The organism is Solwaraspora sp. WMMB762 (assembly GCF_049179115.1).
Classification (GTDB): Bacteria; Actinomycetota; Actinomycetes; order Mycobacteriales; family Micromonosporaceae; genus Micromonospora_E.
In genome coordinates this window covers 7,180,025-7,204,915 of sequence record NZ_JBMHMD010000001.1, presented here as the reverse complement: position 1 = coordinate 7,204,915, position 24,891 = coordinate 7,180,025, and the positions used below count along the sequence as shown (strand labels likewise).

25 protein-coding genes are annotated in these 24,891 nt (G+C 71.1%); 13 read left to right on the top strand and 12 right to left on the bottom strand.

The window, feature by feature from the left end:
• Window positions 1–146: 146 nt before the first annotated feature.
• Entirely contained in the window at window positions 147–1,001 is an 855-nt protein-coding gene (locus tag ACN27J_RS32485; protein WP_421371974.1) for a sulfurtransferase, read from the bottom strand.
• Between the two features lie 107 nt (window positions 1,002–1,108).
• Here ACN27J_RS32485 and ACN27J_RS32480 point away from each other — a divergent pair, with 107 nt between their 5' ends.
• Window positions 1,109–1,834 (top strand): metal-dependent transcriptional regulator, encoded by a 726-nt coding sequence (locus tag ACN27J_RS32480; RefSeq protein WP_416594335.1) that lies wholly within the window; start codon window positions 1,109–1,111, stop codon window positions 1,832–1,834.
• A gap of 76 nt (window positions 1,835–1,910) precedes the next feature.
• Here the strand turns inward: ACN27J_RS32480 and ACN27J_RS32475 are convergent, their stop codons facing one another.
• Together ACN27J_RS32475 and ACN27J_RS32470 are read right to left on the bottom strand one after the other, a co-directional pair.
• A complete protein-coding gene (locus tag ACN27J_RS32475; protein WP_421371973.1) occupies window positions 1,911–2,522 on the bottom strand; it encodes a hypothetical protein in 612 nt (203 codons plus the stop codon).
• A gap of 124 nt (window positions 2,523–2,646) precedes the next feature.
• Entirely contained in the window at window positions 2,647–2,895 is a 249-nt protein-coding gene (locus ACN27J_RS32470) for a DUF5522 domain-containing protein (RefSeq protein WP_421371971.1), read from the bottom strand.
• Between the two features lie 91 nt (window positions 2,896–2,986).
• On the opposite strand from ACN27J_RS32470, the gene ACN27J_RS32465 reads away from it, so the two are divergent.
• The 8 genes from ACN27J_RS32465 to helR all read left to right on the top strand — a co-directional run bounded on the left by ACN27J_RS32465 (window position 2,987) and on the right by helR (window position 13,566).
• Entirely contained in the window at window positions 2,987–4,087 is a 1,101-nt protein-coding gene (locus ACN27J_RS32465; RefSeq protein WP_421371970.1) for a TRM11 family SAM-dependent methyltransferase, read from the top strand.
• Between the two features lie 266 nt (window positions 4,088–4,353).
• Window positions 4,354–5,022, top strand: a complete 669-nt coding sequence (locus ACN27J_RS32460; protein ID WP_421371969.1) for a class I SAM-dependent methyltransferase — start codon at window positions 4,354–4,356, stop codon at window positions 5,020–5,022.
• Window positions 5,019–6,509 (top strand): class I adenylate-forming enzyme family protein, encoded by a 1,491-nt coding sequence (locus ACN27J_RS32455; RefSeq protein ID WP_421371967.1) that lies wholly within the window; start codon window positions 5,019–5,021, stop codon window positions 6,507–6,509. The genes ACN27J_RS32460 and ACN27J_RS32455 overlap by 4 nt, the downstream gene beginning before the upstream one ends.
• Complete coding sequence (locus ACN27J_RS32450) at window positions 6,506–7,330, top strand: alpha/beta fold hydrolase (RefSeq protein WP_421371966.1); 825 nt, start codon at window positions 6,506–6,508, stop codon at window positions 7,328–7,330. The genes ACN27J_RS32455 and ACN27J_RS32450 overlap by 4 nt, the downstream gene beginning before the upstream one ends.
• 59 nt (window positions 7,331–7,389) lie before the next feature.
• Entirely contained in the window at window positions 7,390–8,415 is a 1,026-nt protein-coding gene (locus ACN27J_RS32445) for an ATP-grasp domain-containing protein (RefSeq protein ID WP_421371964.1), read from the top strand.
• Window positions 8,412–9,572: an AMP-binding protein gene (locus ACN27J_RS32440; RefSeq protein ID WP_421371963.1), complete on the top strand. Its 1,161-nt coding sequence runs from the start codon at window positions 8,412–8,414 to the stop codon at window positions 9,570–9,572. Before ACN27J_RS32445 ends, ACN27J_RS32440 begins: the two co-directional genes overlap by 4 nt.
• Window positions 9,569–10,978 (top strand): MFS transporter, encoded by a 1,410-nt coding sequence (locus ACN27J_RS32435; RefSeq protein WP_421371962.1) that lies wholly within the window; start codon window positions 9,569–9,571, stop codon window positions 10,976–10,978. Before ACN27J_RS32440 ends, ACN27J_RS32435 begins: the two co-directional genes overlap by 4 nt.
• A gap of 281 nt (window positions 10,979–11,259) precedes the next feature.
• The gene (gene helR, locus ACN27J_RS32430) at window positions 11,260–13,566 is read left to right on the top strand and encodes an RNA polymerase recycling motor ATPase HelR (protein ID WP_421371961.1); all 2,307 of its coding nucleotides are present in this window, start codon (window positions 11,260–11,262) and stop codon (window positions 13,564–13,566) included.
• On the opposite strand, the gene ACN27J_RS32425 is transcribed toward helR, so the two are convergent.
• Window positions 13,550–14,122 (bottom strand): TetR/AcrR family transcriptional regulator, encoded by a 573-nt coding sequence (locus ACN27J_RS32425; protein WP_421371960.1) that lies wholly within the window; start codon window positions 14,120–14,122, stop codon window positions 13,550–13,552. The genes helR and ACN27J_RS32425 overlap by 17 nt on opposite strands.
• 145 nt (window positions 14,123–14,267) lie before the next feature.
• Between ACN27J_RS32425 and ACN27J_RS32420 the strand changes: the two genes are divergently transcribed.
• Entirely contained in the window at window positions 14,268–14,936 is a 669-nt protein-coding gene (locus ACN27J_RS32420) for an NADPH-dependent F420 reductase (protein ID WP_421371959.1), read from the top strand.
• Window positions 14,937–14,987: 51 nt separating this feature from the next.
• Here ACN27J_RS32420 and ACN27J_RS32415 read toward each other — a convergent pair whose 3' ends face one another.
• Genes ACN27J_RS32415 through ACN27J_RS32405 form a run of 3 tightly spaced genes read right to left on the bottom strand, consistent with a single transcriptional unit; the run spans window position 14,988 to window position 17,652 of the window.
• Window positions 14,988–15,647, bottom strand: a complete 660-nt coding sequence (locus tag ACN27J_RS32415) for a response regulator (protein ID WP_281554044.1) — start codon at window positions 15,645–15,647, stop codon at window positions 14,988–14,990.
• Window positions 15,644–16,834, bottom strand: coding sequence for a sensor histidine kinase (locus tag ACN27J_RS32410; protein ID WP_421371958.1), 1,191 nt, complete (start codon window positions 16,832–16,834; stop codon window positions 15,644–15,646). The genes ACN27J_RS32415 and ACN27J_RS32410 overlap by 4 nt, the downstream gene beginning before the upstream one ends.
• Window positions 16,831–17,652 (bottom strand): CPBP family intramembrane glutamic endopeptidase, encoded by an 822-nt coding sequence (locus ACN27J_RS32405; protein WP_421371956.1) that lies wholly within the window; start codon window positions 17,650–17,652, stop codon window positions 16,831–16,833. Before ACN27J_RS32405 ends, ACN27J_RS32410 begins: the two co-directional genes overlap by 4 nt.
• Window positions 17,653–17,828: 176 nt before the next feature.
• On the opposite strand from ACN27J_RS32405, the gene ACN27J_RS32400 reads away from it, so the two are divergent.
• Window positions 17,829–18,539, top strand: a complete 711-nt coding sequence (locus ACN27J_RS32400) for a DNA alkylation repair protein (protein ID WP_421371955.1) — start codon at window positions 17,829–17,831, stop codon at window positions 18,537–18,539.
• Window positions 18,540–18,545: 6 nt separating this feature from the next.
• Window positions 18,546–19,208, top strand: coding sequence for a class I SAM-dependent methyltransferase (locus ACN27J_RS32395; RefSeq protein ID WP_421371954.1), 663 nt, complete (start codon window positions 18,546–18,548; stop codon window positions 19,206–19,208).
• A gap of 57 nt (window positions 19,209–19,265) precedes the next feature.
• Here the strand turns inward: ACN27J_RS32395 and ACN27J_RS32390 are convergent, their stop codons facing one another.
• The 5 genes from ACN27J_RS32390 to ACN27J_RS32370 all read right to left on the bottom strand — a co-directional run bounded on the left by ACN27J_RS32390 (window position 19,266) and on the right by ACN27J_RS32370 (window position 23,572).
• The gene (locus tag ACN27J_RS32390) at window positions 19,266–19,697 is read right to left on the bottom strand and encodes an SHOCT-like domain-containing protein (protein ID WP_416594315.1); all 432 of its coding nucleotides are present in this window, start codon (window positions 19,695–19,697) and stop codon (window positions 19,266–19,268) included.
• A 20-nt stretch (window positions 19,698–19,717) separates the two neighbouring features.
• Window positions 19,718–19,978, bottom strand: a complete 261-nt coding sequence (locus tag ACN27J_RS32385; protein WP_421371953.1) for a hypothetical protein — start codon at window positions 19,976–19,978, stop codon at window positions 19,718–19,720.
• Window positions 19,975–20,397, bottom strand: coding sequence for a DUF2089 domain-containing protein (locus ACN27J_RS32380; protein WP_421371952.1), 423 nt, complete (start codon window positions 20,395–20,397; stop codon window positions 19,975–19,977). Before ACN27J_RS32380 ends, ACN27J_RS32385 begins: the two co-directional genes overlap by 4 nt.
• A 200-nt stretch (window positions 20,398–20,597) precedes the next feature.
• Entirely contained in the window at window positions 20,598–21,923 is a 1,326-nt protein-coding gene (locus tag ACN27J_RS32375; RefSeq protein ID WP_421371950.1) for a cellulose binding domain-containing protein, read from the bottom strand.
• Window positions 21,924–21,967: 44 nt separating this feature from the next.
• Window positions 21,968–23,572 carry a glycoside hydrolase family 27 protein gene (locus ACN27J_RS32370; protein ID WP_421372654.1) on the bottom strand — a complete coding sequence of 535 codons (1,605 nt, stop codon included), beginning with the start codon at window positions 23,570–23,572 and terminating at the stop codon, window positions 21,968–21,970.
• Between the two features lie 422 nt (window positions 23,573–23,994).
• On the opposite strand from ACN27J_RS32370, the gene ACN27J_RS32365 reads away from it, so the two are divergent.
• The gene (locus ACN27J_RS32365; protein ID WP_421371949.1) at window positions 23,995–24,792 is read left to right on the top strand and encodes a hypothetical protein; all 798 of its coding nucleotides are present in this window, start codon (window positions 23,995–23,997) and stop codon (window positions 24,790–24,792) included.
• Window positions 24,793–24,891: the final 99 nt, after the last annotated feature.

The following is a 24,891-nucleotide window of genomic DNA, read 5'->3' as shown; positions in this document are numbered from 1 at the left end:
GTCCGACATCTGGCCATCGTCGCACGCACCCGCCGACCCCGGGCCCGGGCGGGCTGGCCGGACAGCCAGCCCGCCCGGCGGCAGACCCCGGGTCAGCCCGGCCGGCGGCAGACCCCGGGTCAGCCCGGCCGGCGGCAGACCCCGGGTCAGCCGGGGTCCGCGCCGGTGGCGACCGGCCGGGCCGGGTCGGTGATCCACTCGCTCCACGATCCGGGATACAGCGCCGCGTCGGTGCGGCCGGCGCGGTGCAGGGCGAGCACCGTGTGCGCGGCGGTCACCCCCGACCCGCAGTACGCCGCGACCGGGGCCTGCGGGCGCAGCCCGGCACCGGTGAACCGGTCCCGCAGCGTCCCGGCGTCACGCAGCAGCCCGGCGTCGTCGAGGTGCAGCGTGGTCGGCAGGTTGACCGCGCCGGGGATGTGCCCGGCCACCGGGTCGACCGGCTCATGCTCGCCCCGGTACCGGGCGTCGGCGCGGACGTCGATCAGCAGTCCACCCTGCCGGGGTAGCCGGCCGGCGGCGGCGGCGTCGAGCACCGGCATACCTCCCGGGCGTACGGTCACGTCGCCGGGCGGCGGTGCCGGCACGTCGGCGGTGACCGGTCGGCCGGCCGCCAGCCAGGCGGGGTAGCCGCCGTCGAGCACCCAGGTCGGCCGGTGCCCGGCCCAGCGCAGCGTCCACCAGGCGCGGGCGGCGGCGAGACCGTCGCCACCGTCGTAGACGACGACCGGCCACCCGGTGCGCACCCCGGCCCGGCGCAGCGTCCGCTGCAGCGGCGCCGGGTCGGGCAGCGGGTGCCGGCCACCGGCGCCCGGTGGGCCGCACAGGTCGGCGTCCAGGTCGACGAAGACCGCGCCGGGCAGGTGGGCGGCGACGTAGTCGTCGCGGCCCGGCGGGCCGACGAGCCGCCAGCGCACGTCCAGCAGGGTCGGCGGTCGCCCACCGGCCAGCGCGGCGGCGAGCCCGGTGACGGCGACGGTAGGGTCTGCGGTATCGAACACCATCCCAGTCAACACCATGCGGGGCTACGCCTGTCCCTTGCCGATCGTCCGTTCCGGCTGGTTATCGGTGCTGCAAGGTAAGATTGAACACTGGAGGGCAGCTAACCGTGAATGATCTTGTCGATACCACAGAGATGTATCTGCGCACCATACTTGAGCTCGAGGAAGAGTCGGTGCCGCCGCTGCGTGCCAGGATCGCCGAGCGGCTGCACCAGAGCGGCCCCACCGTCAGCCAGACGGTCGCCCGGATGGAGCGCGACGGGCTGCTCACCATCGAGGACGACCGTAACCTACGACTCACCGAGCTGGGCCGGGCCCAAGCGGTCTCGGTGATGCGCAAGCACCGGCTCGCCGAGCTGCTGCTGGTCAACGTCATCGGCATGCCCTACGAGGAGGCCCACGAGGAGGCCTGCCGTTGGGAGCACGTGATGAGCGACGCGGTCGAGAAGAAGGTCTACGACCTGCTCAACCGGCCGACCCGGTCGCCGTACGGCAACCCGATTCCCGGCCTGGACGCGCTGGGTGACGGACCGGCGGAGCTGGCGAATCCGGACATCAGCCCGGACACCGAGCGCAACCTGGCGTTCCCCGGCCTGACCGGCACGGTCGTGGTCCGTCGGATCTGCGAGAGTGTGCAGACCAACGCCGACGTGCTCCGCCAGTTGCACGCCGCCGGGGTGGACCCGGGGGCGACGGTCACCGTCGCGCAGGAACGCGACGGGGTGACCATCGACCGGTCCGGCGACAAGATCCACCTGCCGCGCGAGGTCGCGTCCCGGGTGTTCGTCGCGGCCGCCGACCACGGACGGTCGCTGGCCGGCGCGGCCGCCTGAGTTACCGGCGCTCCGCCGGTCGGCGCGACCGCCCTGGGCGCGACCCGGCCGGCGGTGTCCCGGCACGGCCGGCCGGTCACTTCTTGCGGTTGTCGTGCACCACCCGGGCCAGCTCGACCATCTTGGGCGCCAGCTCCACGGCGGACAGTTCGTCGTCACCGGGGGCGAACGTCCAGCGCAGGCTGATCAGTTTCGGGTCCCCGGTGATCCAGTTGACCTCCAGCGCCGCACCGTACCCAGTGTCCGGGTCCGGCTTGACCGGGATCCAGTAGGCGGCCTTGCCGAGATCCTTGATCTCCTTGGCACCGACCGGGGCGACGTCGTCGGCGAAGACCGACGCGCTCGCCTTGGTGTCCGAGATGGAGACCATCAGGTCGGGCAGCGGCTCCTCGGCCGGCCGCAGCACGCACGACTGCGTCTTGTCGTGCTTGTTGGCCGCCGCCACCTCGAACCGGAACCCGACGGTCTGCTCGACCACGTCGAAGTCGAACACCGTGCATGCCCCGCCGGACTCGGCGGCCGGCGGACGGGGCACCTCCGGGTACGGCTCGACCGGGCTCGGCGACGGACCGGCCTGGGCCGGGTCGTCCGGGGCGGGGTTCTCGGTGGCCACCGCCCGGTCGGAGCAGCCGGCGGCGAACAGCAGCAGGATCAGCCCGGCGCCGGACAGACGCAGCCGAACGCCCACAGTGACCTCCCACGGTCAGGCCGGCCGAAAAAGGCGGATTGTTCGTCGCACACCGTACGGGTTCCGCCGCCGCCGCGAAAGCCCGCCACCCGCACCGACCGCGCCGCGTAGGAAATCCCCGGAATCACCCCAGATACGGGCAGTGCCGGCAACCCTGGTCACAGCAGGTGCCCCGGCGGGCCAGGAACGCCGCGGTCAGCACGAACAGCCCGGTGCCCGGATCCAGGTAGCCGGCCTCGCCGGCGTCGAGCGCTGCCGCGTGTGCGGCCAGCACCGCCGCCCGGTGCGGGTGGTCGGCCGGCAGCCGCGCCGGATGCGGTTCGGTGAGCGGGCGGTCCGCCAGCGGCAGACGCCGCCCCCGCTGCCGTGCCATGCCGGTGACCTTACGCAGGCCGCCGGTGTGGTAACACTCGTGGGTCCCACCGCGTCATGACGGCGCGGCCACCGACCCGAACGGACCGCCGATGACCGCGTACGCCCTGCTGATCCACCCGTCGGCGAACCGGGTGTACGCCGAGTCGGCGGTCGGTCTGGCCGCCGCCGAGCTGACCGTCTTCGGCGGCCGGGCTCTCGGCGGCCGGCTCGCCGACGTCACGGTCACCACGATCGGCGGGCTGCCGTACGTCACCTTCACCGGCGTCGATTTGACCGACCGGGACCTGTCCGTGCTGGCCAACCTGTCCGCCCGGTACGCGTTCTTCGCCTGCGACGGCGATCTGCTGCGGCCGCTGGAGGTGACCGGCCGGGACCGCTTCGACAGCGACCTGATCACCATCCCGAAGTACGCCGGCAAGACCAACGAGCAGTTCACCAAACTGCTGTTGAACGTGACCGCGCTGGCCACGACCGACCGGGCCGGCACGGCTGGGACCATCGGCACCGGCGGGACCGCCGTTGCCGTCGGGGCGGCGGCCAGCCCGTTCGGCCCGGACTCGCCGCCACTGCGGGTCCTGGATCCGATGTGCGGCCGGGGCACCACGCTCAACCAGGCGATGATGTACGGCTGGCACGCCGCCGGGGTGGAGATCGACGGCAAGGACTTCGAGGTGTACGCCAACTTCATCCGTACCTGGTTGAAGCACAAGCGGCTCAAGCACTCGGCCGAGATCGCCCCGGTGCGGCGCAACCGGGCCGTACTGGGCCGACGGCTGGCGGTCACCCTGGCTGCCAGCAAGGACGACCACCGGGCCGGGCGGACCGTCGACCTGACGATGGTGCACGCCGACACCCGCCGCAGCCGGGAGGTGTTCCGGGCCGGCAGCTTCGACGCGATCGTCACCGACGCGCCGTACGGGGTGCAGCACGGCACCCGCGGTCAGGCGGACCGGTTGACCCGCGATCCGTTGGGTCTGCTGGCTGAGGCGTTGCCGGGGTGGGTGGCACTGCTGCGCCCCGGCGGGGCGCTCGGTATCTCCTGGAACACCCTGGTCGCCGCCCGCGACGATCTGGCCGCGCTGCTGGTCAAGGCGGGCCTGGAAGTGGCCGGCGGTCCGGGGTACGGCGGCTTCGCCCATCGGGTCGACCAGGCGATCGTCCGGGACCTGATCGTGGCCCAAAGAGCCTGACAAACGCCAATTCCTGACACGATCGACAGTTCGTCAAAAACGGACAACATGATCGACAATGTGACCAGCATCACACTTCGATATCGACGGCTCTCTTCATTGCTCTGCCGCTCCTTGATACTTTCTGAATAGCACATGCCGGCAAGCGGATGCGCGCACCACAGGAATCACCATCCGACAATGCGTCGGCTCAGCAAACCACAGTTTGTCCAGCATCCGACGCCAGTGCCACAAAAGCGCCGACCGGTGACCCACGGGGGATTATCGTGACCTTCGAGCTGTGGAATCCCACTACCTACGATGCACTGCGGCGTCAACTCATCCCGTCATTCGACCTGTTGTACGGCAGCGCGTCCAGCGCGGTGCAGATGTCGGTGCCGGGCCACGCACGGATCCTGGATCTGGGCGCAGGGACCGGGCTGCTCAGCGCAGCGCTGATCGCCCGCATCCCCGAAGCAACGATCACTCTCGTCGACCATTCCGAACGGATGCTCGCACAGGCAAAACAACGGTTCGACAGTGCCCATCGGGTCAGTTTTGCCGTTCAGGGACTGATGGATCCGTTGCCGGCGGGGCCGTACGACGCAGTTGTTTCCGGCCTAGCTATCCACCACCTCGAGCATCACGAGAAACAAACGCTGTTTGGTCGCCTACCCGACATTCTGCGGCCGGGTGGGATCTTCGTCAACGTCGAGCAGGTCCTCGCGCCCACACCGCGACTGGAGGAGATGTACGACCGGCAACACGAAGGCCACGTACACGCCGCCGGAACGCCTGCCGACGAATGGGCGGCCGGCCGCGAACGGATGAAGCACGACATCTGCATCGACGTCGAAACTCAACTCGGCTGGCTCCGCGCCGCCGGCTTCGACACCGTGGACTGCCTGGCCAAGGACTGGCGATTCGCCACCTACGCCGGGTGGCTGGCGTCGTGACCGCTGCTGGGCTCTACCAGGCCGTCCGCGACGTGGCCGGCCGTCGACCCGACGCCGTGGCGGTACGCACCACCGACGGTGCGTCCGTGACGTACCGCGAACTCGTCGAGACGACCGACCGGGTCGCCGCCGGCCTCCCCGCGCACGGCGTCGCGGCTGGCGACACCGTCGCCGTGGTGCTGCGCAACAGCATCGGGTACGTCTGCCTGATCCTGGCGGTGGCCCGGCTCGGTGCCCGCTACGTACCGCTGATGGCGAACTTCGACGACGCCGGGGTGCGGACCGCTCTCGACCGGGCACGCCCCACCCTGCTGGTCACCGACGGGCACCGCCGGATCCCCGCCGACGGCCCGGCCACTGTCGACCTCGACACGCTGACCGCCTCGACGCCCCGGCCGGAGCCCACCGCAGAGCCCACCGCGGACTCCACCGCCTCGGCGGCCACCGCCATATTCCGGCTACTATGGACCTCCGGCTCGACCGGCTTCCCGAAGATGATGGCCTGGCGGCAGGACCGCTTCGTCACCGAACGGCGCCGCTGGCTGGCCGACACCGGGATCCGCTCCGACGACGTCTTCTTCTGCCGCCACACCCTGGACGTGGCGCACGCCACCGACCTGCACGTGTTCGCGGCGCTGCTGTCCGGTGCGCAACTGGTGCTCGCCGACCCGCACGCGCCGGCCGGCACGCTGCTGACCCAACTGGCCGCCCACCAGGCGACCGTGACCAGCGCCCTGCCGCAGCACTACGCCGACCTGGTCGCCGCCGCCCGGCACCATGGCCGGTTCCCGCTGCCGGTGCTGCGCCGCCCCCTGTGCGGTGGTGCCTATCTCAGCCCGACGATCGTCCGGGACGCCGCCGACGTGCTCGGCGTACACATCCGGCAAATCTACGGCTCGACCGAGTTCGGCCTGGCGCTTGGCAACATGGACGACGTACCGCAGACCGACACCGCCATGGTCCCGGTCCGTGGGGTCGGCACCCGGCTGGAACCCTTCGTGCCCGGCCACCCCGACATCGGGGAGCTGGTCCTCTACTCGGACTGCACCAGCGAGGGGTACGTCGACGCGCCGCAAGCCAACGCCCGTACCTTCCGCCGGCCCGAGTTCTGGACCGGGGACGTCGCCGAACGCAACCCACAGGGCGGCTACCGGATCCTGGGCCGGGTGTCCGAGACGCTGGCCACCCCCGCCGGGCCGCTGCCGGCGCCAGTGCTCGACACCGAACTCGGCGCGGCCGAGGCAGTGGCACAGGCCGTCAGTCTGGCCGTGCACCCCGGCGACTACCGCGACGCGGTCGCCGTGGCCGTCGCCCCGGCAGACGGGCACTCCGACGACGAGGCCGTCAAGGCCGTCGAGGAACTGCTCGCCCGGCACGGGCTGACCGGTTCGGTGCACCTCGTCGCCGCGATGCCCCGTACCCCGGTCGGCAAGATCGACAAACCGTTGCTCCGCACGCGACTCGGGCTGGCCGGGGGCAGCCAATGACCCGGCACCCGGACCACGGTCACGGACCGGCCCTGGTCACGCGCGGTCACGGACCGGCCCTGGTCATGGTGCCCGGGCTGGCCGCCACCGCCGCGTTCTTCTCCGACGCGGTGGCTCGGCTCGCCAACCGGCACCGGGTGGTCGTCGTCGAACTGCCCGGACACGGCGACAACGCCACCGCCGACCGTCCGGCCAGCCTCACCCGCGCCGCCGAGGACCTGCACACCACCATCGAGAAGCTCGACCTGACCGACGTCACCCTGCTGGGCTGGTCGCTCGGCGCGACCGTGGCCTACGGCTACCTGGAGCAGTTCGGGGCTGCCCGGATCCGGGCCCTGGTGTCGGTCGAGCAGACCCCACGGCTGCTGCGCGACGACGACTGGCCGTACGCGGCCTTCGGCAACCTCGACGCCGCCGGGGCCGACGCCGTCCTGGCCAGCGTGACCGACGACTACCCCGCCTTCGCGGCCGGGCTGGTCCGCGGCTCGTTCGCCGCCGGCACCGACGCCGACCAGACGACGCTGGCCGGCCTCATCGACGAGACCCGCCGGTGCGACCCGGACGCCGTACGGGCACTGCTCGCCGAGGCGCTCACCGTGGACTGGCGCGACCGGCTGCGCCGGATCAGCGTACCGACGCTGCTCGTCCACGGAGCGCACAGCCAGGTCTACCCCGGCGACGTCGGCGGGTGGCTGCGCTCGGCGATACCGGCGTCCCGGCTGGAGGTGTTCACCGGCAGCGGCCATCTGCCGTTCGTCGAGGAACCTGACCGGTTCGCGGACCTCGTGTCGACCTTCGTCGACCACCCGGTGGCCACCTGAGCCACCCGCCCGGGACCCCGCCGGCCGAGGACCCGCACCACACCGCAAGGGAGAGGGCATTGACCGATCGCACGGCCGCGCCCAGTACGGCGCGGCGCCTCAGCTGGATCTACCCCGACCGGGGCACCGCCTGGCTACGGCAGGCCGAGCAGGACGCGGTCTGGGGGCCGTACCAGGCGGTCGCCGCCGACCTGGGCCTGAATTTCACGGTGAACAAGCCCGAGGAGGTCGCGGTCGACGCGACCGACCCGGGCCAGCCCAAAGTCTGGCTCAACGGTGAGCCGGTCACCCCGGCCGACACCATCTTCGTCACCTCGCTGTACTCCCTGCCGCACCAGACCCAGGACGTGTGCAACCAGGTGTTCCTGTTCACCATCCTGGAACGGCTCGGCTTCTACCTGCCGATCCCACCGGCACTGTCCTACATCGGTGAGGACAAGCTGGCCAGCGTGGTGCACCTGGCCGGCAGTCCGATCCCGCTGCTGCCGACGATCCGGGTGGGCAGCGGCCGGGAGGCGATGGCCGGTCACAGCGACGCCGCGCTCGCCGCGCTGCCGTTTCCGTTGATCGTCAAACCTGCCTACTGGGGCATGGGCCTGGGCATCTCGGTGGTACACAACATGAACGACCTGAAGGGTCTCATCGGACTCGCCGGTGGCTCGGACACCGCGCTGGTCGCCCAGCCCTACCTCAAGGTGGTACGCGAACAGCGGGTGTACGTCGTCGACGGGCAGGCACACACCGTGCTGTACGGCTACAAGGACGGCTACTGCCTGGCCGTCACCAAGGCCAGCGGGGGCCGGCACGAACGCGGCTACTCCGCTCTGCCGCCGGAGCTCGCCGACGCCGTCGCCTACGTCGCCGAACGGCTGCCCACGCCGTACTTCACGCTGGACTTCCTCTTCGACGGCGAGCGGCACTGGGTGTCGGAGATCGAACTCGACGGCGCGGTCGCGTTCAACGGCATTCCCGAGCAGGACGCCGCCGCCCGGGCGATCGTCCGGGCCCGGTTCGAGGCGTACCTGGCCGGGCACGCCCGGTGGCACGCCGCCGGTGACGACCAGTCGCGTCGGCGGCCGGGATGATCGGCGCGGTGCCCTGGGACGCGCTGCGCGACCAGGCCCGACGTAACGCCGCCGCCGGTGCCCCGGCCGTGCCGGACACCGCCGCCGGGCTCGCCGACCTGCCGGTCACCGGACCGGACGAGATCTTCGCCGTCTCGCACGCGGTGACCCGGCGGACCGGTGCACTGCTGCTGTCCAGCGGCGGCACCACCGGGCAGCCCAAGCTCACCTACGTGGCGTACCACCAGGCCATCGACCGGCTGCTGCGGCAGTGGCGACCGCTGGTCGGCGGTGACCTCCTGCTCAACCTGTTCACCCCCGGCCGGCTGTGGGCGTCGCACTACTACATGCAGGAGCTGGCCGGACGCTGCGGTGCCGACGTGGCACCGTTCGGTCCGATCACCCCGGAGGAGGTCGACGGCTGGCTGCCGACCCTGAGTCGGCTCGGCGTCAACGCGGTCGCCGGCACCCCGACGGCCCTGGCCGACCTGGCCCGGGGCGTACTCGACGCGGGCGCGGCCACCCCGATCGAAAAGATCATCTGGATGGCCGAGCCGTGGACAGAGGAGAAGGCGACCATCGTGCGGAAGGCGTTCCCGCAGGTCCAGCTCTGGGGCAACTACGGCTCGGTCGAAACGTACGTCATCGCCACGAACACCCCGGCGTGCGACACCTCGGTGCTGCACCTGATGCCCGACCAGGTGCTCGAGCCCGACGACGACGGCGCCCTGCTGTCCAGAGTGGGCGACGGCTGGACGGTGCCGACCGTCCGGTACCGGCTCGGCGACCGGGTCGCGGCGGCGGCCTGCGGCTGCGGCCGACCGGACGCGCTGCGGGTGCTGGGCCGCGCCGACGACGCGATCAAGCTGCACGGCGCGCTGGTCGGCATCGGTACGGTGCTGGACATCGTCCGCGCCGCACCAGGGGTACGCGACGCACAGCTGCTGCTGCGGCGGGCCGCCGGTGAACGCCACTCGGTCAGCGCGGTGACCGTGCACTACACCGGAGACGCCGACCCGGCGGCGGTACGCACCCGGCTGCTGCATCAGTTCTACGACCTGGGCGTCGTCGCCCAGCACCATCCGACGGCGATCGCCGTCGAACAGGTGCCGCGGCTGCGCCGGGTGGACCGCACCAACAAGATCCCCCCGATGATCTGGCTGGAGCCGACCGGATGACGACCGTGAGCGAGCCGAAGCTGACGAAACTGCGCGGCAACCCGTGGGCGGTGCTGGCCGTACTGTCGCTGGCGTACTTCCTCACCCAGCTCGACGTGGCGGTGCTCGCCGTCGCGGTGCCCAGCATCATGGCCGACCTCGACGCGTCGGCCGACCAGGTGGTGTGGTCGCTGAGCGCCTACATCTTCCTGCTGGCGATGGCTCTGATCACCGCCGGCCGGCTCGGCGACCTCTACGGCCGCCGGCGGATCTTCCTGCTCGGGGTCGCCGTCTTCACCGCCGCCAGTGTCGCCGCCGGCCTAGCCCAGGGGCCCGGCCAGCTGATCGCCGCCCGCGCGGTGCAGGGCCTCGGCGCGGCGCTGCTCACCCCGCAGACCCTCGCCCTGCTGATGGAGGCGTTTCCCCCGGACCGCCGGGGCACGGCGTTCGGCATCCGGGGTGCGGTCGGCGGGATCGCCGCGATCAGCGGACCGGCCGCCGGCGGGGTGCTGGTCAGCACCCTCGACTGGCGGTGGATCTTCTGGCTGAACCTCCCGCTCGGGTTGCTCATGCTCGTGGTCGGCCGGCTGGTGTTGCCCGAGGTCGCGCAACGCGTCCGCCGCCGGCTCGACGTGCCCGGTGTGGTGCTGGCGTCGGCAGCGCTGTTCTGCCTGGCGTTCGGCATCAGCCAGGGCGAACGGTACGGCTGGAACGCCGGCATCTGGGCGACGCTCGGTGTGTCCGGGCTGTTCGTGGCGGCCTTCCTCACGCAGCAGCGCCGCCGCCAGGACCGGGAGCCGCTGGTGCCGTTCACCCTGTTCCGGCGACGCAACTTCCCGCTTATGAACGGCTTCTCGCTGACCACCTCCGGCACCGTGATCGGCCTGGTGCTGGTGCTGTCGCTGTACTTCCAGCAGGTGCTCGGCCTCGACGCGTGGGCCGCCGGGCTGATGATCGTGCCGGCGTCGCTGTTCTCCACCCTGCTCGACCCGGTGGCCGGCAGACTCGCCGACCGGGTCCAGGGCCGCTACCTGCTGCTGGTCGGGGCGGCGGCCACTGTCGCCGGCATGGCGTGGGCGGCGATCGAGATGCGCGACGGTGCGACGTGGACGGCGTTCGTCGCCCCGATGTGCGTCATCGGTGTCGGCAACGCGTTCCTGTTCACCCCGCTGGCGGTGGTCGCGTTGTCCGACGTCGAACAGCAGCAGGCCGGCGCCGCGTCCGGGGTGCTGATCACCTCGTTGCAGATCGGTTCGATGCTGGGTGCCGCGGCCGTCGGCACCCTGCTGCACAGTCAGATCGGCGAGGTCGTCACCGTCGGGGCGGCCCGCGCGGCGATGCTGCTGCTGGCCGGGGTGGCCGTGCTGGGCGGTATCGCCTGCCTGGTCGCCGGCCCGAACCTGACCAGGACGACATCGCAACCGTGACGGCGGTCGCCCCCGCCGTTGGCCGTTCGACCCGCTGGCCGGCCAGCGGCGCGGATCAGCTCGAGGGAACCGTCATTGTCGCCACATCGGTCCTGAGACAACCATGTGGGTTCCCTCGGCGGCGGAGCACCGACTGGCGCCCCCGTCTCCCGCCACTATCAACATATAGCGCATAGGGGGTCTTGCGGCAAGACCCGGGTCGTCGCGCACAATCGCGTTCCTACGCCAGTTCTCCGGCATTTGCCAATCGCTGGACGCTGCGCTTTTTCGCCGACCCGAGAATGGAGCTGATCGAGGTGCGCCCGCTGACCACCAGCGCTTTCGATCTCCCCGACCGGCTGCACGCCAAGGCCGACCCGAAACTGATCGCCGACGACGAACGGCATTTCGCGGCGATCGCACACCGCCTGGAACAACTTTCCGCCGACCTGTCGCAGCGGCTCGACGCGGCCCGTAGGGCACCGGCCGGCAAGGGCCGGCGGGCGGTGGACCGCGACCAGGAGGTCCGCCGACTCACCGTACGGCTGCGGGCGCTGCGCCGGTTCGGCCTCGACCTGTGCCTCGGCCGGATGGTCCCCGACGCCGGTGCCAACGCCGCCGGCTCGGACGGCGGTGGCGGTGGCGCCGGTGCCGACGGCGGACCGGTGTATGTCGGACGGCAGGGGCTGACCGACGACACCGGCCGTCAACTGCTGCTCGACTGGCGTTCCCCCGCCGCCGAGCCGTTCTTCGGCGCCACCCACGGCAACCCGATGGGCCTGGCCAGCCGTCGGCGTTACCGCTGGACGATGGGCCGGATCAGCGACTACTGGGACGAGGTGTTCGCCGCCGACGCACTCGACGGGCACGCCGCCCTCGACGAGCAGTCGGCCTTCATCGCCAGCCTCGGCGGGCACCGGTCGGACCGGATGCGCGACGTGCTGGCCACCATCGCCGCCGACCAGGACGCCATCATCCGTGCCGGTTCGTCGGGTGCCCTCGTCGTCGACGGCGGACCCGGCACCGGCAAGACCGTCGTCGCCCTGCACCGCACCGCGTACCTGCGCTACCACGACCCCCGACTCGGCCAGCGTCGCGGCGGGGTGCTGTTCGTCGGACCGCACCAGCCCTATCTGGCGTACGTCGCCGACGTCCTGCCCAACCTCGGCGAGGACGACGTGCAGACCTGCACCCTGGCCGGCCTGGTCGCCGAGGGTGCAGGCGCAGCGGCCGAACCCGACCCTGAGGTGGCCCGGCTGAAGTCGTCGGCGCGGTGGGAGGCGGCGGTCGAGGCGGCCGTCCGGTTCTACGAGGAGCCGCCGCAGACCGCGACGACGGTGGCCGCCGGTTGGACCGAGCTGACCCTCACTCCCGGCGACTGGGCCGACGCGTTCGCCGCACCCGGGCCGGGTGTGCCGCACAACGAGGCCCCCGACCAGATCATGGACGAACTGCTGACCATTCTGGTCGGCCGCTACGACGGCGACGAGCCGGAAGACCAGGTCCGCGCCGCACTGGAACAGAACCGGTCGCTGCGTACCGCGGTCAACCGGGCCTGGCCGCTGCTCGACCCGGCCGACATCGTCGCCGACCTGTGGTCGGTCCCCGCCTACCTGCGCCGGTGCGCGCCGTGGCTCGACCCGGCCGAGATCCGTACGCTGCAGCGCGCCGACCCTCGGGCCTGGACGGTCGACGACCTGCCGCTGCTGGACGCGGCCCGGCTGCGCCTGGGCGACGCGCAGGCGTCCGACCGCGAGCGGCGGCACCGGGCGGCGGTGGCCATCGAACGGGTCCACCGGGCCCGGGTGATCGACGACCTGCTCGACGCGCACAGCTACGACGACGGCGAAGGCGTCCTGGCGATGCTGCGCCACCAGGACCTGCAGGAAACGCTGATCGACGAGACGGGCGGACCGGACGCCGACCCGGATGCGTTGGCCGGCCCGTTCGCGCACATCGTGGTCGACGAGGCGCAGGAGTTGACCGACGCGCAGTGGCAGATGTTGCTGCGCCGCTGCCCGTCGCGCAGTTTCACCATCGTCGGTGACCGCGCCCAGGCCCGGCACGGCTTCACCGAGTCGTGGCCGGACCGGCTCGCCCGGGTCGGCCTGGACCGGGTCGACGTCGCCACGTTGACGGTCAACTACCGGACGCCGGCCGAGATCATGGCGTACGCCGAACCGGTGATCCGCGCCGCGCTGCCGGATGCCAACGTGCCGACCTCGATCCGGCACAGCGGCGTCCCGGTCACGCAGCGGCCGGTCGCCGACCTGCGGCAGATCCTGGACGGCTGGCTGGCCGACCACGTCGACGGCACGGTCTGCGTGATCGGCGTGGCACCGGTCGATGTCGCCGCCCTGCCGGCGACGCCCCGGGTCCGGTCGTCGACTCCGGAGCTGGCCAAGGGGCTCGAGTTCGACCTGGTGGTGGTGGTCGACCCGGCGTCGTTCGGCGACGGGGTCACCGGCGCGGTCGACCGGTACGTGGCGATGACCCGGGCCACCGGGCGACTGGTCGTACTGACCGACCAGGGACCGGATGCTCCCGGCCGCCCGGCGGTGGCGGTAGGCCCGGAGGCGAGCGTGTCGGAGGTCAGGCCCTTGCTCTGATGCCGTCCAGGGCCATGGTCAGCACCCGGTCGCGCTGGGCCTCCTGCACGAAGTTGGCCCCGCTGACGCCGTTGACCAGGAACAGCACATCGTCGAAGGTGACGTCGGCGCGGGCCGTTCCGGCGCGCTGGGCGCGTTCGAGCAGCGGCCGCCCGGCGGCGTGGATGATCTCCCGGCCGGAGACGAACATCGCCTCGTTGTGGGCGATCGCGTCGTACACGGCCTTCTTGGTCGTGGCGTAGCTGACGAACTGGCGCAGCCAGCTTTCCAGCGCGTCCCACGGGTCGAGGTGGTCGAGATCGGCGGCGGTCCGGGCCAGGGTCTGCACCTCGTCGAGGTACGCGGCCTCGAACAGGTGCTGGCGGGTCGGGAAGTTGCGGTAGAGGGTGGCGATGTTGACCCCGGCGCGTCGGGCGATGCCCTCCAGGGAGGCCCCGGAGCCGTCGGCGGCGAACGCCTCGCGGGCGGCCGCCAGGAGGGCGTCGAAGTTGCGGCGTGCGTCGGCCCGCTGCGGTCGGCGCACGGGCATGCGCGACTCGGGCTCGGTGGCGGCCATCACAGTCCCTTCGGCGGTACGCGATTGCAAAACGCAGGCACCGCTGCACTAAAGTCAAGGAACCCCTTCGGTACGCGAGGCTGTTCTCACTCTAGCCAGCGGTGGTCACCCGACCCCGCATCTCCCCGACAAGTCAGGAGCCACCATGAGCACGGTCGGTTTCATCGGCAGCGGCAAGATCGGCGGCACGCTCGCCCGGCTCGCCGTGGACGCCGGACACGACGTCGTCCTCAGCAACAGCCGGGGACCGGACACCCTGCGGGACCTGGTCACCCAGCTCGGACCGCAGGCGCGCGCCGCCACGCCCGGCGAGGCCGCCCGCGCCGGGGACGTCGTCGTGGTGACGACCCCATTCAAGGCCTACCTCGATGTCCCCGTCGCGCCGCTGCGCGGCACAGTCGTCATCGACACTCTCAACTACTACCCGGAACGCGATGGCCACTTCCCCGAACTCGACGCCGGCCGGACCACCACCGGCGAACTGCTCCAGGCCCACCTGCCCGAGTCGTTCGTCGTCAAGGCGTTCAGCAACATCTTCTTCAAACACCTGGCCACGCTCGGCCGGCCCGCCGGAGCCGCCGACCGCAGCGCCATCGCCATCGCCGGTGACGACCGCACCGCGAAGGCCACCGTCGCCGCCCTCATCGACACCCTCGGCTACGACGTCCACGACGCGGGCGCCCTCGCCGACAACCGCCGGTTCGGCCCCGGTACGCCGGCCCACCACGCCTACCTCGACCCGGACGGCATGTTCGCCGCCCCCGGCCGGCCAGCCAGCGCGGCCCGGCTCGCCGAACTCCTCGACAGCAACTGACCGGCCGCCAGCCGGCTAGCAGCCGGCTAGGAGACTCCGTGCCGACCTGCGTCAGGCCACCAGGCCACGACGATAGGCGTAAATCACTGCTTGGACGCGGTCACGCAGATCCAGCTTGGTAAGAATGCGCGAGACGTACGTCTTGACGGTCTCCTGGCTGATCACCATGGCCGCGGCGATCTCGCTGTTCGACAGGCCGTCGGCCATCAGCCGCAGCACCTCCAGCTCGCGCGGGGCCAGCGGGACCTCACCCGACGGGTCAGCGACCGGGCGGACCCGTTCCGCGTACCGGCCCACCAGACCGCGGGTCACCTCCGGAGCGAGCAGCGCCGCACCGGAGGCGACCGTGCGGATGCCCTGGAGCAGCTGGGCCGGGGGCGCGTCCTTGAGCAGAAATCCGCTCGCCCCGGCGCGCAGCGCCTCGTACACGTACTCGTCGAGGTTGAACGTGGTCACCACGAGCACTTTGACCGGCGCCGCCACCCCCGCGCCCGCCAGCATGCGGGTGGCGGCGATGCCGTTCAGGACCGGCATCCGCACGTCCATCACCACCACGTCCGGGCGCAGCCGGCCAGCCAGGTCAACCGCCGTCTGCCCGTCGCCGCACTCCCCCACCACCTGCAGGTCGGGCTGCGCGCCGATGATCGTGGCGAACCCGGTACGGACCAACGCCTGGTCGTCGCAGACCAGGACCCGCAGCGGCACCGTCATGACGGATCCCCTGCGGGGATCCGGGCGCGGACCACGAACCCGCCGCCGGGCCGCCGTCCGGCGCTGAACTTTCCGCCGAGCGCACCCACCCGCTCACGGAGACCGGCGAGGCCACGCCCGCTGCCACCCGGTGACGCGGCGCTCGACCCTGTGCCGTCGGTGTGAACTTCCACAGTGACCTCCCGCACGTCGTAGCGCACCTGGACCACGGTTCGGCCGCCGTGGTCGTGTTTCAAGGCGTTCGTCAACGACTCCTGGACGACCCGGTACGCTGCGGCCTCGGCGCTTCCGGCCACCTCGGGTGGCCTGCCCTGCTGCGTGAACTCCACCGGCTGCCCGCCTTGCCGGGTTTGTTCAACGAGCGAGGCGAGCGAGTAGAGCGCGCCAACGGAACCGTTCGGACCGGTGTCGCCGTCCGCCGACGTGCGCGCCCCGGTTCCGTGATCCGGATTGAGCAGGTCAAGCAGGTGCCGCAGGTCCCCGACGGCTCGCCGGCCGGTGTCGGTGATCGCGGTCAGGCTCTCGTCGAGACGCTTCGGGACAGCGGTCAGATATCGTGCCGCCTCAGCCTGCACCACCATCGCGGTCACGTGATGCGTCACCACGTCGTGCAACTCCCTGGCGATCCGGGTACGCTCCGCAGCCCGGGTACGCTCCGCGACATGCCGCCGGTGATCCGCCTCGGCGGCTCGCGACATCCGCAGCCACGACCCGACGCCCCAGGCGAAGGCCAACGCCAGGTAGAAGGTCCCGAACCCGATCACCCCCTCGGTCGAGCCGTGCCGGTGCAACGCGACGGCCAGCACCACGTACCCCACCGTGGCCACCGCGACAGTGGTGCGTCGGTGGCGGCCCAGGTGCAGCCCCGCGCTCAGCAGTGCGATCGGCAGGGCCATACCGGCAACCGTGTGATAGAAGCGCAGCTGATCGATCGCGAAGCCGAGCGCCACCAGACCGAGGCAGAGGGCCGGCAGGCGCCGTCGCACCACGAGCGGCAGACACTCCAGCGCCAGCACCACGCCGGTCAGCTCGTCGAACGGGCGACTGGGCAGGTCACCGAGCTGTGTTCCACGACTGTGCAGCGCGGGCACCAGCGACGCGACCACGAGCAGCAGCGCGAGCGGCAGATCTCGGACCACGACGTCGGACCGCCGCCACAGCTCCGGCAGGCCCCGGAGATCGATCACCGGGCGACTGTAGCGTTCGTCTTGGCCCGACGCGGGACGATGTGACCGCGGCGACGCGCGAGCCACAGAAAGAACACAGTCAGCGCCACCCCGGCGCCGACCGTGTAGAGGCTGCCCTCCGGCCCGAAATCGCCACCGGTCAGCAGATCCGGACCCGACGTCGTCGCTTCCAGCAGCCCTTGCGGCTCTCCGTTGCCGGAGACCACCGTGCCGAAAATGCCGGCTGCGACGAAGTTCCAGCCAAAGTGCAACCCGATCGGCACCCACAGATTCCGGGTGGCCGCATAGCAGGCGGCGAGCATGAAGCCGGCCGAGATCACGATGGCGACCGCGCCCCACAGCCCGGCGTCCGGATTGCCCAGATGGAACAGACCGAACAGCACCCCGGTCAGCACCAAGGTGAACCAGGTGCCGAGTCGTTCCTCGACGATCCGGAACAACACGCCACGGAAGAGTAGCTCCTCGGTCACCGAGGCGGCCGCCATGAGACCGAGCAGGCCGGCGGCGCCGCTCACCGAGCCCAGGCCGTGCACGTGGTAGCCGCCGAGGAGGGCGATGTTGGCAATGACGGCGCCGAACATCCCGGCCCCGATCAGCACCCCCACGGCGGTTCTGACGACTGCCCCGGAAGCAGCCACCTCGACGGGGGCGCGCTGTTCGGTGCGCCGCACCACCCACCGGTAGACAAGGACGGCGGCGACGCAGGTCACGACACCGATGAGCAAGGTGAGCCAGGCGTTGTCCTGCAATGCAGCGGCGCTGCCGCCACCGACGAAGGCGACTGCCCCGACGGCCACCAACTGTTTCACCAGACGCACGAGGATTCCCTTCACCAGGCCGCGACCTGGGTGCCGCGGCTACGACGAAAACGCTATGGCTGCGACGGACAGCCCGCTTCACCCCGCAGTGGACACTTACCGGTAGCTCGCACGGGGGACACGTCCGCCGGGCGACTCGACGTGCCGATCGGTGGCAGGCGTAGATTCGGCGGTCGATGGCCACCTGTGACGATGTCCGCCGGGAACTCGCCGCCTTCGCCGACCCGCGTCGCGCGGAGCAGGCGCGCCGGTTCCTGCAGATGCAACCCGGTGGGTACGGCGAGGGCGACCGGGCGATCGGCGTACCCGTGCCGGACCAGCGCCGGGTGGCCGGCCGGTACTGGCGTGACCTGTCGTTGGCCGAGACGACCCGGCTGCTGACCAGCGAGGTGCACGAGGAACGGCTGACCGCGATCTTCATTCTGGTGCGGATGTTCGACAAGGGCAGGCAGCGGCAGCGGGCCGCCATCGTCGACACCGTGCTGGCGCACACCGACCGGATCGACAACTGGGACCTGGTCGACTCGTGTGCCCCGTACATCGTCGGGCCGTGGCTGCTCGACTCCGACCGCTCGGTGCTGGACCGGCTGGCCGCCTCGGAGCTGGTCTGGGACCGGCGGATCGCGATCATGGCGACGTTCGCCTTCATCCGGGCCGGGGACTTCGACTGGACGTTGCGGCTAGCCGAGCGGCTGCTGCACGACCCGCACGACCTGATCCACAAGGCCGTCGGCTGGATGCTGCGCGAGGTCGGCAACCGCGACCGTACGGTGGCCGAGCAGTTCCTGACCCGGCACCAACGCGACATGCCGAGGGTGATGCTGCGGTACGCGATCGAGAAGTTCGAGCCGCAGCGTCGCGCGGCGTACCTCGCCGGTACGGCCTGACCGGTGGTGTCCGCCTCCCCTGCCTCGCCTGATCCGCAGGGCATTCGGGTCGCCTACGACACCGTGGCCGGCGACTACGCGGCCCGCATGCCGGACACCCGGGTTGAGGCACCGCTGGATCTCGCCATGATCGACACCTTCGCCGAGGCGGTCCGCTCCGGCGTTGACCCGCTGGTGCTCGACGCAGGCTGCGGTGCGGGTCGGATGAGCCGGTATCTCGCCGACCGGGACTGTCAGGTGGTCGGGGTCGACCTGTCACCAGGCATGATCGCCATGGCCCGCCGCGACCACCGAGGGCTGCCGTTCGCCGTCGGCTCGCTGGCCGACCTTCCGTTCCCAGACGAGCTGTTCGGCGGCGTACTGCTGTGGTATTCGACGATCCACACGCCACCGGCCGGTCAGGGCCGCGTCTTCGCCGAGGCGGCCAGGGTGCTGCGCCCGGGCGGCCAGCTGCTCGTCGGTTTCCAGGCCGGAGACGGTACGCGCGACGTCGCCGCGACGTACCGCCGGTTCGGCCACGAGATCGTGCTGGAGCGGCATCTCGTCACCACAGACCAGATGGCGGCCTGGATCAAGGCGGCCGGCCTGCGCGAAGTGTGCCGCCTGGTTCGTCGCGCCCAGGGTGCCGAACGCGACGACCAGGCGGTCCTGCTGGCTACGGTGTGGTGACCGTCGGCTGCCCGCCCGACCCCGTGGTCCGGGCGGGCAGCCGACGCGGTCGCGGTGTCACTCGCAGAAAACCTTCACCTTGGCGTCGGGCTGGTCGACGTCGACGGTGAGGTCGTCGAGCTGCTCGACCAGATCCTCGATGTGCTGCGGCTTGAGCTGGGTGAGGTCGATCGGCACCCCCGACTTGCCCAGCTCGGCGTTGACGTGGGCGAGCGCCTGCGGCGGGATCAGGCTGGTGAGCCGCACGCCGGCGCGCAGCAGCTGCAGCGGGACCCGTACGTTGATCCGGCCCGGCCCGTCACCGCCGGAGCCCTCAGCCGAGTCCACGACGACCCGCAGGTACTTCGGTCGGGCCTTCGGACGGGTTGCGCCGGCAGGCGACGGCTCGGGCTGCTCCCGGTCGAGGGCGTCCATCAGCTGCTCGGCCTCGGCGGCGGTGATCTTGCCTTCGGCCAGCATCTCCAGGATCTGGCGGCGTTGTTCGTCCATCTCGGGCTTCTCCTTCGCTGTCATCTGACACTTACCAGCAGGGCCGTACGGCCCTGGGCGAACTCGACGCGGGCGCCGGGCAGCGCCCACAGCAGACCTCCGGCGGCGCGCAGCGCGCCGGTCGGGCTGATCCGGTACATCAGGCAGGCGATCAGGCCGCCGGCCAGGGCGATCGCCAGCAGCGGCGACAGCACCAGCAGCACCGGTAGGACCGGGACCCACAGCCGCCGCCGGCGACCGTCGGCCTGACGCCAGCGCACCGTCACCAGCTGCGGGATCATCGGGGACCGTCCAGCTCGGCCAGCGCCTGCCGGACGGTGATCTCGCCCCGGCGCAGCCGGTCGACGACTTCGGCGCTGGCCGATGCCGGGCCGGTGTCGGCGATGTCGAGCTGCTCGACGAAATCGAGCTGCTCGGCGATCCGGTTCAGCCGGGACTTGACCGTCGGGTAGCTCACCCCGAAGATCCGCTCCATCTCCTTGATCGACCCGTGCGACCGGACGAACGCGGCGACGAAGACCTGGTCGTCGGCGCTGAGCTGGGCCAGCTGCGGCGGCTCGAACTGGCCCTCGACGGCGACGCCGCTGTCGGCCAGCCGCACCCGCTCGACCACGAACGGCTGCCCGCGGGTCAGGTCGGTCAACTCCTGCCAGTCCACTGCTCGGCTCCCCCTGCTCTCGGCGATGTGCTCGCCACTCATTTGTACCTCACTTTTCTCGTCCGTACCACATCTTGATCTTGATTTTCTTGAGGTTGACCTTGAATTTTCTTATTTTGCCAGCTCAGCGGCCCACACATGCCACTGGCGGCGGATCCATCCGCCTGTCGGACGCGCGGGACGCGTCGACAGGTGAGGGATCCGCCGCCAGTCGCGGGGAGCGGGTCGAGGACCCAGTACGGTTACGGGCTGGCGCAGCTCACCGTCGGGCTCGACGGTGAGCCGGTGCCGAGGAACCCGAAGGTCGCCGTACCGCCGGCCGGCAGTTGGCCGTTGTAGTCGACGTTACGGACGGTCACGGTCGACCCGCTGACGCTCAGCGCGCCGTTCCAGCTCTGGCTGATGCCCTGACCACCGGCGAGGGTCCACCGGGTGGTCCAGCCGTTGATCGCCGCGCTGCCGGCCCGGACGGTGACCTCGCCCTGGAACCCGCCCGGCCACGAACCGATGGTCTGGTACGTCGCGGTGCACGCACCGGTCGCGGGCGGCGGGGTCGTCGGTCCGGGTGGTGGAGTGGTCGGACCCGGCGGAGGGGTCGTCGGGTCCGGACCCGGCGCGGCACCGAACTGGGTGAAGAAGTCCCAGGTCTCCCCCGGCAGCCAGGTCCGGGTGCCGCTGTCACCGGGAGCACCGTCCTGCGGTGCGGCGATGTGGCCACCGTCGAACGCCGCCCACACCACCGGGTAGCCGGCGCGGCAACCCGAGTAGGTGGTGGTGCGGTGGGTCAGGCTGCCGACCGCCGGCTCCGGCGGATTCTGCGGCGTACAACCGTTGTTGCGGACGAACCGGTCCCGCATCGCCCGGCCGCTGGCGATGACGTCGCTGACGCCGTGCGCCCCGAAGTACGCGATCGGCTGGGTGCCGCCGCTGCATCCGCTGAGTTCGCGGGGCGGACCGTACAGGGCCACCGCGCGGAACACGTCGGCCCGCGCGCAGGCCAGGGCGTAGCTCATCGCAGCGCCGTAGCTGAAGCCGAGCGCGAACCGCTGCGTCGTCTCGATGCACAGGTTGGCGTCGAGTTGCCGCAGCAGGTCGTCGACGAAGGTGACGTCGGAGCCGCCGGTGTTGGCCCAGCCGTTGTCGATGCCCTGCGGGGCGACGAAAATCGTGCTGTTGTTGGCCAGCCGGCGCAGCCCGTAGTAGGACCAGACGTCCCGCTGCACGGTCTGTCCGGTGTCGACGTCGACCGCCGTGCCGCCCCACCAGTGGAAACCGAGGACCAGGCGGTACGGCTGATTCTGCTGGTAGTTGTCCGGCAGCCGCAGGATGTAGCTGCGGGTCCGGCCGCCGCTCTGGATCGTACGGGTGCCGCTGGCCAGCCCCGGCGCGCGGCCGCAACCGGCCGTCCCGGCGGTGATGCCGACGGTGTCGCGGGACGCGGCCGTTCTGGTGTCGGCGGCGGACGTACGGGTGTCGGCGGCCGCCGCGCTCACGGTGGTGACGGTGAGCGCCGCGACCAGCGCCGCCGCGACGCCGACCGGCCGGAACAAGGATCTGGGTCTACGCATCAGGAATCTCCCAGTGACGCGGTGAGTGGAGACGGACGCGTCGGCTACGCGCGGGCCCAGCGCTGGTTGGCGTTGCCGTGGCAGGACCAGACGATCACCGCCGTGCCGTTGGCGGTCGCGTTGCCGTTGACGTCCAGACACAATGACGGGAACTGGACGCTGCTCACCGTGCCGTTGCCGTTGAGCGTCCACTGCTGGTTGGCGCCGCCGTGGCAGTCCCAGACCACGACCCGGGAGCCGTTGGTCGCGTTGCTCGGGATGTCCAGGCACTTGCCGAGGACCCGCAGCGTCTGGCCGTTCTGGGTGATCTGCTGGTTGGGGTTGCTGTGACAGTCCCAGATCAGCGTGCCGGTGCCGTTGGCGGTATTGGAGTTGTCCAGGTCGAGGCAGCGGCCGGACGATTCGCTGCGCAGCCGGAACGTGGTCGGGGTCGGCGGGTCGACGGTGCCGCCGCCGCTGACCCGGTAGACCACCGTGCCGTGCGCCGGGACACTCGCCGAGATGTTGCCGGAGGTGGTCGAGGTGCCGTTGGTCCAGGCGTCGAGCAGGGTGAACGAGGAACCGGACTTGCCGATCGCCGCCGCCGTGGTGGAGACCGTAGTGGTCGAGTTGCCCTGGTTGAACAGGGCGACGGCGACGTCGCCGTTGGCCAGGCGCTTGGCCAGCACCCGACGGGTGCCGTCGTGGGAGATCTGGACCGCCTGCAGCCCGAGGGAGTCCTGGTTGATGGCGATCAAATTCTGGTTACGCAGGATGTTCAGCGTCGCCGTGTTGGCTGAGCGCAGGTCGTTGCCCATCATCAGCGGGGCGGCCATGATCGCCCAGAGCGCGAAGTGGCTGCGCATCTCGGTGTCGTTCATGCCGCCGTTGCCGATCTCCATCATGTCCGGGTCGTTGAACCCGCCGGGTCCGGCGTAGCCGGCCAGTGGCACGTTGACGTCGACGATGTTCTTGACGCCCATCGGGTAGCCGTTGGTCTGGCCGCTGTCCCACGTGTTGGTGATGTCCTCAGTGGTGCGCCAGAGGTTCGCCACGTCGCTCCAGTTGCGCTGCGGCCCGGTCTTCTCGTGGATGCTGTTCGAGTTGATGCTGTAGACGATCGGCCGGCCGGTGGACGCGAGGGCGTCGCGCATGATGCTGAACCGGGCCACCTGGTCGTTGATGGTGCCGGTCGGCGAGCACCAGTCGTACTTCAGGTAGTCGACGCCCCAGGCGGCGAACTGCCGGGCGTCCTGATACTCGTGGTTGAGGCTGCCGGTGGCCCCGGGGAACGCGCCGAAGTACTGGGCACAGGTCCGGTCCAACGGCACCTGGTAGATGCCGAACAGCAGGCCACGGGAGTGCAGGTAGTCACCGAGAGCCTTCATGCCGCTGGGGAACCGCTCCGGGTGGGCCTGCAGGTTGCCCTGCGCGTCCCGGTTCGGGTTAAACCAGCAGTCATCGACAACGACATACTTGTAGCCGAGGTCGCGCAGCCCGTGGTTGACGATGGCGTCGGCCATCTGGCGGATCAGCGTCTCGTTGATGTTGCAGCCGAAGGTGTTCCAGGTGTTCCACCCCATCGGCGGCGTACGGGCGACCCCGTTGTCCAGCGCCTGTGCCGGCGTGGGGGCCACTCCTTCACTCGCCACGGTCGTCGCGAGCGTCATCGCGAGCACGCCCAGGACCGCAGTCAGCCACTTCTTGGGTTTCCACACGTGCATCTCCTTGTCTACCGGTGCCGACCGGTGGCGGATGGACGTCGCCACGGCGGTCGGGGCGGCCGTCACCGGGGCGGGGCGGCCGTCACCGGCGCTCGGCCGGGTGGTGCGGCCGGTGACCCACAGGCCGTCCCGTCGGGTCGGGTCCGGTCGGATGGTGCGGATGCCGGGGCGACGTCACGAAGGTGTCAGCAATGTTAACGCTGACATCGGCATGTGTAAATGAGCTGCGGTCGCCGGCGTCGGTTAGAACCGATTCGCGCTTTCGTCGAACTGTTTCCGCCCGGTGCCGTCCCGCGACACGCCGCCCCCGGCCCGGCACAGACAACGTGGTGAGCGATCACATTGCTGCGATGACCGATGATCGGGCGGTGACGAACCCCGCTGCGTCGTCGGTGAGCCCGACGCCGTACTCGTTGACCACCCCGCCGCTGTTCGCCGCGCTGGCCCCGGCCCGCAACATTCTGATCGCCGGTGCCGGCGGCGGCTTCGACGTGTACGCCGGACTACCGCTGGCCTTCGCGCTGTGGCACCGCGGCGCGCGGATCCACCTGGCCAACCTGTCGTTCTCCGAACTCGAACTCGTCGACCGTGCCGCATGGGTGGCCGACCACGTCGTCGCCGTCACCCCGGAGACGACCAGCCCCGACTGGTACTTCCCCGAAGGCACTCTCGCGCGGTGGCTGGCTGGCCACGACCTGCCGTCCACGGTGTACGCCTTCCCGCCGCTCGGCGTACAGCCACTGCGCGACGCGTACCGTTTCCTGATCGACCGGCACGACATCGACGCGGTGGTCCTGGTCGACGGCGGGTACCTCGGCGCGTTGTCGATCCCCCGGAGCAGCAGGGAAGCCACGCTCTACCGGGACGCGGTCGCCGACGCCCAGGCGGCGACACCGCAACGGCCGAGCATCGTCAACGGGCAGATCGCGGCGGCCACCGCCGGCGAGTTCGGCGACGTGCAGTTCACCCGGCGCACCAGCGGCAGCGCGCTGTTCGTCAACCCGCTGATGGCGGTCTACTTCACCGTCGACCTCGACACACTCGCCGCCCGCTGCCTCTACCTGGACCGGATCGAGAACACCTACGGCAGACGGCAGGTGATCACGCGCATCGAGGCGTTCCGCGACGAGGTCTCCACCCGCATCCCCCGCGCGTACCCGCACTGAGGGCACTGCCCGCACGGACCAGGCGCCGACGTCGGTCCGGCTGGTCAGTGGCGCCGGTTGGGCAAGAAGTCTTGACTGACGCCGTACAGCCAGATAACG

Excerpts from the sequence above, each read along its gene's own strand:
- ACN27J_RS32470 (WP_421371971.1), bottom strand. The coding sequence starts at position 2,895 with ATGGCACGGCAGCGGGGGCGGCGTCTGCCGCTGGCGGACCGCCCGCTC.
- ACN27J_RS32465 (WP_421371970.1), top strand. The coding sequence starts at position 2,987 with ATGACCGCGTACGCCCTGCTGATCCACCCGTCGGCGAACCGGGTGTAC.
- ACN27J_RS32450 (WP_421371966.1), top strand. The coding sequence starts at position 6,506 with ATGACCCGGCACCCGGACCACGGTCACGGACCGGCCCTGGTCACGCGC.
- ACN27J_RS32440 (WP_421371963.1), top strand. The coding sequence starts at position 8,412 with ATGATCGGCGCGGTGCCCTGGGACGCGCTGCGCGACCAGGCCCGACGT.
- ACN27J_RS32435 (WP_421371962.1), top strand. The coding sequence starts at position 9,569 with ATGACGACCGTGAGCGAGCCGAAGCTGACGAAACTGCGCGGCAACCCG.
- helR (WP_421371961.1), top strand. The coding sequence starts at position 11,260 with ATGGAGCTGATCGAGGTGCGCCCGCTGACCACCAGCGCTTTCGATCTC.
- ACN27J_RS32425 (WP_421371960.1), bottom strand. The coding sequence starts at position 14,122 with ATGGCCGCCACCGAGCCCGAGTCGCGCATGCCCGTGCGCCGACCGCAG.
- ACN27J_RS32420 (WP_421371959.1), top strand. The coding sequence starts at position 14,268 with ATGAGCACGGTCGGTTTCATCGGCAGCGGCAAGATCGGCGGCACGCTC.
- ACN27J_RS32415 (WP_281554044.1), bottom strand. The coding sequence starts at position 15,647 with ATGACGGTGCCGCTGCGGGTCCTGGTCTGCGACGACCAGGCGTTGGTC.
- ACN27J_RS32400 (WP_421371955.1), top strand. The coding sequence starts at position 17,829 with ATGGCCACCTGTGACGATGTCCGCCGGGAACTCGCCGCCTTCGCCGAC.
- ACN27J_RS32390 (WP_416594315.1), bottom strand. The coding sequence starts at position 19,697 with ATGGACGAACAACGCCGCCAGATCCTGGAGATGCTGGCCGAAGGCAAG.
- ACN27J_RS32385 (WP_421371953.1), bottom strand. The coding sequence starts at position 19,978 with ATGATCCCGCAGCTGGTGACGGTGCGCTGGCGTCAGGCCGACGGTCGC.
- ACN27J_RS32380 (WP_421371952.1), bottom strand. The coding sequence starts at position 20,397 with ATGAGTGGCGAGCACATCGCCGAGAGCAGGGGGAGCCGAGCAGTGGAC.
- ACN27J_RS32375 (WP_421371950.1), bottom strand. The coding sequence starts at position 21,923 with ATGCGTAGACCCAGATCCTTGTTCCGGCCGGTCGGCGTCGCGGCGGCG.
- ACN27J_RS32370 (WP_421372654.1), bottom strand. The coding sequence starts at position 23,572 with ATGACGCTCGCGACGACCGTGGCGAGTGAAGGAGTGGCCCCCACGCCG.